The sequence below is a fragment of the uncultured Nonlabens sp. genome (assembly GCF_947495285.1).
Classification (GTDB): domain Bacteria; phylum Bacteroidota; class Bacteroidia; order Flavobacteriales; family Flavobacteriaceae; genus Nonlabens.
This window is the reverse complement of record NZ_CANLXZ010000053.1, coordinates 1-7,266: the sequence shown is the minus strand read 5'-3', so window position 1 is coordinate 7,266 and position 7,266 is coordinate 1. Positions and strand designations below refer to the sequence as shown.

The following is a 7,266-nucleotide window of genomic DNA, read 5'->3' as shown; positions in this document are numbered from 1 at the left end:
CCATAAAATCAATAACTAGTAATCATCATTATAAAAATGCTTTCATAGAGACTTTTCAAAAGTAAATTGGTATTAAAGAAAGACATCTCACAAAAAATAAAGAAAGACAAGAATGGTTCATAGCTGATTTGTGTTTATGCAAAACAGGTAGATTTAAAGCTATGGCAAGGTAATTCTAAACATCAAATAGAGTGCCTTCAAATGACTAGACTGCTATCCATGCTGACTAAACAAAGCACCATGTATAAAATAAATTACATGCACTGGCCGTTTTAGGAAACCCAAGTAAAGTAGTAGTTAGCTCCTTAAAGCGTAGTTTAAAACAGGTTCAGAAAGAGCTAAAAATAATTGTTAGCTTTAGTAAAGAAAGTGCATGAAGATGTTCTAACACGCTTAAAAAGTATTCCAGGAATTGGTTCCAATACATCATTAATGCTAGTTGTTTTGACCGATGGATTTGAGCGTTTTAAAAGTGGAAGTGAGCTATGCAGTTATGCTGGATTAACACCTATTATAAGGCAAAGCGGAACCAGCATAAATGGAAGATCACGAATAAGTAAAATAGGTAACCAGAAGTTAAGAAACCTACTGTTTATGTGCAGTTTTAATGCTTGTAAATACAACAAAGCATGCAAGGCAATTTACGATCGAATAGTAGCCAAAGGAAAGAGTAAAAAAACTAGCCTTAATAGCTGTCTGTAATAAGCTCTTAAAACAGGCTTTTGCTATAGCAAAATCAGGATTAATATATGATGACGGATATAGAAGTGTACTGGTTAGAAATTAAGTGAAATTCGCTTGTTTTTTACCACAGTTCTTTGTTGGCAATAGTTGTGTGTCCTGCGTTGCTTCGGGATACAATTTAGTAAAATAAATAAGGAGCAACAAAACTGTAATTGAGATGAGAGGCTCATTTTTTTTAGAAACAACCTTGGCATTAGTTTCAAGTGGAAGTACGGAAAAAAAAAGTGAGGATTGGTCTCTCGGCTGGGATGTTAGGCATATCAGTCAAACCGCCTTATGGGGCTTACTTTTCACGAGTTGGTCTTGAGCGATAAGGTAAAAGGCGCTACCACATTTGTATTGTGAGTAGTTTGGTTAAGCTATGGTAGGAGTAAAGAAGCTGAAAGAGATGAGATTGAACCCTTGTAGAAGTGTCGTAAACAACTTTAGTATTGTCAAAATCGATGGATGGACGGTCTTGCGAGACAGAACTTGACGGGAGAAACCTATTTACTGGTCAAGTGGCAATCGGCATAAAGAGGGCAGGAGCTTTACTTACAGCTCAATTACGGAACAGGAGAAGCTAAATAGTAGTGCAAAAATACCACAACCCCGAAGGGCAAGGTAGAAAGTAGCCATACTATTATTTAGTGGCGGATTAGTCCGTAGTAGCGCAGAGTTTTCTGTAATGGAAAAGGAGCGAAGGGACTGACTTAACGGTTTTAACTTGTATTACAACTAAAAGATTTTTTTTAGGATGATTTTCAAAGAGAAACAAAAGTCGCAACCGATATTAAAGCGACAGGTCATGGAAGCCTTTAACAAGGTAAAAAGTAACAAAGGTGCTTCAGGTGTTGATAATTTATCAATACAAGAAGTGCAATCACGTCCTATGAAGTACCTATATCCCGTATGGAATAGATTGGCAAGTGGCAGTTATTTTCCAAAGCCTGTACGCGAGGTAGCAATACCCAAGCCAGATGGGCGCATCAGAAAGCTAGGCATACCAACCGTACAAGACCGAACGGCTCAAATGGTAATAAGAGAAGAATTAGAGCAAATTGTAGATAAACAATTTAGCACTAATTCCTTTGGCTATCGTCCAAACAAATCAGCGCATCACGCCATCAAACAATGCAGGAAAAACTGTATGGAGATGGATTGGGCAATCGATTTGGACATCAAGAGTTTCTTTGATGAGATAGACCACGATTTAATGCTTAAAGCGTTAAGTCATTTTACTAAATCAAGGCACATTCACTTGTATGTAAAACGTTGGTTAAAAGCCTGGGTCCAAAGGAAAGATGGTAGTATTCACCCACGAGTTAAAGGCACACCGCAAGGAGGTGTAATAAGCCCATTATTGGCAAACATCTTTTTGCACGTGGTTTTTGATAAGTGGCTAGAGAAGCACCACCCCGATGTAAAGTTTGAACGCTATGCCGATGACATTATCATCCATTGCAATAACTTTAAACAAGCCTTGCGTACATTGGAAGCAGTAAAAGCCCGATTTAAGCAATGTAAATTGGAGATAAAAGCGGGCAAGAGCAATATCGTATATTGCAAACGCAACCAAAAGAAGCATCCACCGTTTAAGGTGCACTATGTAACATTTGATTTTCTTGGCTTTACATTTAAGCCTAGAATGGTCAAGGGCTACTTTGGGAACTTTCATTTGGGATTTACCCCATCGATAAGTCGAACAAGTCAAAAACGCATCAATCAAACCCTGTTTAAGTTAAAACTGCATCGTATGGTTCACTTGCGCCTGCCCGATTTGGCAGGCATCATAGCTGACAAAGTACGAGGGTGGATTCATTACTACGGCAAGGTACGAATGAGTGAATTACACTATGTGTTTCGTTTTTTGAACAAACGACTGGCAAAATGGGTACGTAACAAATATCGGCGATTTAGGCGTAAACACTGGTTTGCTGCATACAAATGGTTACAGGAAACTGCGAAGCAGTATCCTACAATGTTTGTACACTGGCAATATGGATTTATGCCATGACTTGTTAAGAAGAGCCGTATGATGGGAGACTATCACGTACGGTTCTGTGAGAGGTTTAGGGGTGAGATTCCCCTTTACCTACTCGACTTTATCCAGGGTCTTCACTACTGTATTCAAGTTTCGAAATGAGATAATCATTTTTGATTTTCGTCAGATGTAATTTCAAATAATCAGATTCACCTTTACCTAAAATATATACTGTTTCCTCACACGGGTCATTATAAGATGCTAATTCAATCCTATCCCATTCGGATATCATTTGTTTTAAAGAAAAAGTCATTTCATAAGATTTCTTTTCTGTTTTCTCACAAGCCCAACCATCACCATCATTAGTCACTTTAAGTGTTATCTTCTCATCAATTTGATTTTGATTCAAGTTATCTAAAAACCCATCTGTTGAACCATCACATCTATTATCTTCGTGATAAACAAAATCCCATTTATCAGACATAAATAGATTGATATTTTTGTTGTGGTTTAGGTGTGTGATAATTTTTTCTGATATTGATTTAATCTCTAAATTTTCAGGACACCATTTTCTCCCATAATTTCCCGATTTAATCCAACCAATTCCTTTAATAGTTTTTACTAAAAGCCATCTTCTTTCTAAAGAATTATCATTTCCGATTTTTACAAACCCCTCTTTTAGAGGAGTCAATTCTTGATTGAACTCAACTAATATTAAATCTATATTTAAATCAGATATGGACTTAAGCCAAACACCATCTGTCTTAGAAACATATTTTTTAGAAGCGTTTTTACTATCATAAGATTCTGAAATTCTTATTTTAGGGTCAATATCTTTAGTTGATTTTACTTCGTTAATCTCTTTGCGTGTTGATTGAGTAGTATTTATTTTGTTGGTTTCAGAACCTTTTTTTTGAACACAGCTTTGTAGGAATATTAAGCTTAAAATAAAAAGTATATTTTTTTTCATTTTTTTTAATGTTTTACAACGTTGTTGTATATGGTTTGTTGCGTGGTTAAGCACCTAATTTAGCAAATAAAAACCGAATAGAAAATCCGCGAGGATTTTCGTAAGTAGGCTAGAACTAGCAATAAATTATATACGGTGTTGTAAAACGTTTTTTGTTGCTTTCAAATCTTATTAATTATTACAAATTAGTTTATATCTAATTTTTCCTTCATATTTTGTTGAAACTGATTTGTCAGGTTCTTCAAAGATATAATGAATCTTTTTGTACTTAACTTTCAAAGATTTTTTCGGAAGAATCACTTTATTAATAATCATTTTATAATCACTAGTAAGTAATTTTGAATTGTGATTGTACTCTTGGTTTCTTAATTCTTTTAGTAATTTTAAATTAGACTCACTTTCAGTCATATCATAAACTATTGATGAAATTTTAATAGCGGATTTACTGTTGTTAATTATATAGCAATTGTCAGCATCTAAAGACATTGTAATATTATTAACTTTTTTTGGTAATATTAGAAGACTTGAATTATAGGAATTACATTTGTCTATAATATAAACATTTGGAACATACCAAACATAAAAGATAAATACTAACGGAATATATAGTAAAACCAATAAGCCAATAATATTTGAAACTTTTTTCTCAAATGAAACTAAAGGCTTGTTTATTCTCTTTTCAAGGTTTTTTATGATTTTTTCAATACTTCCAAAAAAATATAACAAACCTATTCCTAAAAGCAATACCAAAATAAAAAATGAAATTTTACTTAAAATCATAAGTGTCTTTAATTAAATTTTTCTTCTATTTTACTTTTATAGTCTTCAATGCACATAATCATATTCTGGAACATTGCATATTTTTCTTTAGGAATATTGATATCCATTTCGTCAAGTGTTTGCCCATTAACAAATCTAACTTTCTTAACCTTATGATTTGATAGCCAATTATAATTAACAATAGTTCTTGGAAATTTTTCACCTTTTAAAGGTATTTGGAAATCATAAGCATTTGAGTAAGCTCCATATTTACTGACATATATTTTTATGTTCTCTCCATTTTCTGCTAAAAAGTGTATATAAGAGAATTCATAAGGAAGTTTGTCAATTTCCATTCTTAAATATTTTTCCCAAATATCCTTTTTGTAAACATCTGAAAGATACTTACTACTGAATTTAGAACATTCAAAACTATCACTATCACATATTTTTAAACTTGCAAAAAAACTTAAACTAAAAGATTTTTTTCCATATTTATCGTTGTACCATTTAGTATTTTTTATTGAATAATTTTCTGACCAATTTAAAACTATTCTTGAAGTTCCTTTAGAAACTTTATTATCTTTTGATAAGTCTATGTAATCTATAATTTCACAGTCTACATCTTGGTTAAATTCATCCAATTCGTAATTTTGGTATTCAGGACATTGTGAGTAGATTGATAATGAACATAAAAGTAATAATAGCAAAATATTTTTTCTAATTTTCATATTTGATTTGGATTTTTCGTCAAATGTTTTACAACGTTGATATGTATGGAATGTAGCGTGTTAAAAAGAAATTAACTTTCGAATTAGCACGAGCCGAATTTTTATATTTTGTTTTTAATTTATCGGTTTAAAAGCCAAATTTAAAATTTGGCGATACTTAGCAAATAAACACAAACTTTACGCTTAAAAACCAATTAGCTATGTTTTATACATGGTGTTGTAAAACGTTCTTTATTCAGGTGGTTTTATCATTTCCCAAGTTGGAAAACTTATTGAGTCATCTGTTTTTATTAGTTCTTTTTCACATATTAATTTTCCAACATAGTTAAATAAATTCAAATCTGATTGATTCCATTTAATTCTGAAATCTACAATTGAGTCAATCATTATTTCTTTTTTTTTGACAATCATTGCAGTCATTCCTGTTGTCGGATTTATTTCTTTTTCAGTTCTATTTTTTGGATTAATTCCGTTTATCAATTCTATTATTCCTTTGGATTCAATATCATTTAATATTCCCGTATAGGTTCCAGATAAGTGTTCAAATATACCGTCAACAAAAAGCGTGTCATTTCTAATTATTATGTTATAATAAAAATCTGAATTACAATTTTTACTTCTAAAAAAGGTTTTATGAAGTACGTCTGAAATAGCAATTTCGTATGTATCTTTCGATTGATTGCAACTAACAATAATAACGAACAGAATAATAAATAATATTAGATTTCTCAATTTTTTGTTAAATGTTTTACAACGTGTTTGTATATGATTTGTTGCGTGGTTTAAGCACCTAATTTAGCAAATAAAAACCGAATAGAAAATCCGCGAGGATTTTCGTAAGTAGGCTAGAACTAGCAATAAATTATATACGGTGTTGTGCAACGTTATTTTTTCATTAGTTTGTATAAATCGTAAGTTTCCTTTATTGCCATTTTTTCATTCATTGGAATTGTAAAATCATCATAATAATCTTTTCCATAAAGTCTAACCATAATTTCTTCTGATGAGTTTTCTGCAATCCATTTTAATATAGCTAAATCATTCGAGCTGTTATATGTGTTTCTTTCGAGGACATTTCCACCATCAAGAACTTCTGTTAATCCTTTTACAGTAGTTGTTTCTTTACTTACATCTCCAATTTTGATTTTCATTTTTTTATGAAATAACCAATCTGAACTAAAATAATTACTATAAAAATAGATTTTTGGTATTCCATTACTAACGACAACTTTTGTTAAAATCGCTTTTCTTTTATTGTCAAGAAAATTACCTAAATCATATTTCAAATATTCTTCGTTAAGTAATTGTTTGTGGATATAAATTGTTTTGTCATCCATTTTGTCAATATCTGAACTAAATTTTTCAGATATATTATCTTTCGTTAATTCTGTATATGGGTTTTTAGAGGTAAAAATATTTTCAAAAACTCGTTCTTTTTGGTGGTCATAAGTATAACCTTTTACAGGTCCATATGATTCTGTAAAATGGATATTAATCATTTTTGTTTCATTATTTACTTTGTAATGAACGTTAAAAGGTCCATATAATTGAGAATATTTTCCCTCATCTTCAGCGAAAGTAATTTCTGTAATTTCACACTTTTCTAACTCTTTATTAAAAAATGTCTTTCCAACATAGTTTGCTCTTGCTTGTTCTAATAAAGTAATTAAACCTATGTTATTTGGAATATTTGAAAAATCATATATTTTCATAAATACCTTTTCCTCATTATCGTCCATTTTTAATTCATAAACTCCTTTATTTTTACTAATGATAGTTGCAACTCTTTCTTTAAATTCTTCGTAATCTAAATATGGATAAGCATTTTCGTTTTTTCCGAAATTTGCATATCCTCGAGAATTATCATTGTCTAATAAAAATTTTATTTTTTCTCCAACTAATTTTTCACGAGTTATTTTTTTTAAACTGTCTTGTCCATAAATCGAAATTGTCGAAATAATTAATAATAAAAAGGTAAATTTCATTTTCATTTTTTTGTTTTTTGAGTTTCGTGGTTAATGTTGCACAACGGTAAGGCTATGATTCGTTTTACTCATCAATCCTTACCTTAAAATCTTAATTGATGGCTCTAAAGATAT

Annotated in this window: 7 protein-coding genes; 2 read left to right on the top strand and 5 right to left on the bottom strand. The window is 31.1% G+C overall.

The features are described from left to right. Positions 1–348: 348 nt before the first annotated feature. Positions 349–702 (top strand): IS110 family transposase, encoded by a 354-nt coding sequence (locus tag Q0838_RS13870; RefSeq protein ID WP_298956397.1) that lies wholly within the window; start codon positions 349–351, stop codon positions 700–702. 829 nt (positions 703–1,531) lie between these two features. Beyond that, positions 1,532–2,740 carry a group II intron reverse transcriptase/maturase gene (gene ltrA / locus Q0838_RS13865; RefSeq protein WP_298956395.1) on the top strand — a complete coding sequence of 403 codons (1,209 nt, stop codon included), beginning with the start codon at positions 1,532–1,534 and terminating at the stop codon, positions 2,738–2,740. A gap of 88 nt (positions 2,741–2,828) precedes the next feature. Here ltrA and Q0838_RS13860 read toward each other — a convergent pair whose 3' ends face one another. The 5 genes from Q0838_RS13860 to Q0838_RS13840 form a co-directional block, all read right to left on the bottom strand. Continuing rightward, positions 2,829–3,677, bottom strand: a complete 849-nt coding sequence (locus tag Q0838_RS13860) for a hypothetical protein (protein ID WP_298956393.1) — start codon at positions 3,675–3,677, stop codon at positions 2,829–2,831. 171 nt (positions 3,678–3,848) lie between these two features. Then, complete coding sequence (locus Q0838_RS13855; RefSeq protein ID WP_298956390.1) at positions 3,849–4,457, bottom strand: hypothetical protein; 609 nt, start codon at positions 4,455–4,457, stop codon at positions 3,849–3,851. An 8-nt stretch (positions 4,458–4,465) separates the two neighbouring features. Then, positions 4,466–5,167, bottom strand: a complete 702-nt coding sequence (locus Q0838_RS13850) for a hypothetical protein (protein WP_298956388.1) — start codon at positions 5,165–5,167, stop codon at positions 4,466–4,468. Positions 5,168–5,398: 231 nt separating this feature from the next. Continuing rightward, positions 5,399–5,899, bottom strand: coding sequence for a hypothetical protein (locus Q0838_RS13845; protein ID WP_298956385.1), 501 nt, complete (start codon positions 5,897–5,899; stop codon positions 5,399–5,401). Positions 5,900–6,051: 152 nt separating this feature from the next. Continuing rightward, positions 6,052–7,158 carry a hypothetical protein gene (locus tag Q0838_RS13840; RefSeq protein ID WP_298956382.1) on the bottom strand — a complete coding sequence of 369 codons (1,107 nt, stop codon included), beginning with the start codon at positions 7,156–7,158 and terminating at the stop codon, positions 6,052–6,054. Positions 7,159–7,266: the final 108 nt, after the last annotated feature.

What these genes read in the sequence shown, in the direction of transcription:
- Q0838_RS13855 (WP_298956390.1), bottom strand. Translation starts at nt 4,457, where the DNA reads ATGATTTTAAGTAAAATTTCATTTTTTATTTTGGTATTGCTTTTAGGA.
- Q0838_RS13850 (WP_298956388.1), bottom strand. Translation starts at nt 5,167, where the DNA reads ATGAAAATTAGAAAAAATATTTTGCTATTATTACTTTTATGTTCATTA.
- Q0838_RS13840 (WP_298956382.1), bottom strand. Translation starts at nt 7,158, where the DNA reads ATGAAAATGAAATTTACCTTTTTATTATTAATTATTTCGACAATTTCG.
- ltrA (WP_298956395.1), top strand. Translation starts at nt 1,532, where the DNA reads ATGGAAGCCTTTAACAAGGTAAAAAGTAACAAAGGTGCTTCAGGTGTT.
- Q0838_RS13860 (WP_298956393.1), bottom strand. Translation starts at nt 3,677, where the DNA reads ATGAAAAAAAATATACTTTTTATTTTAAGCTTAATATTCCTACAAAGC.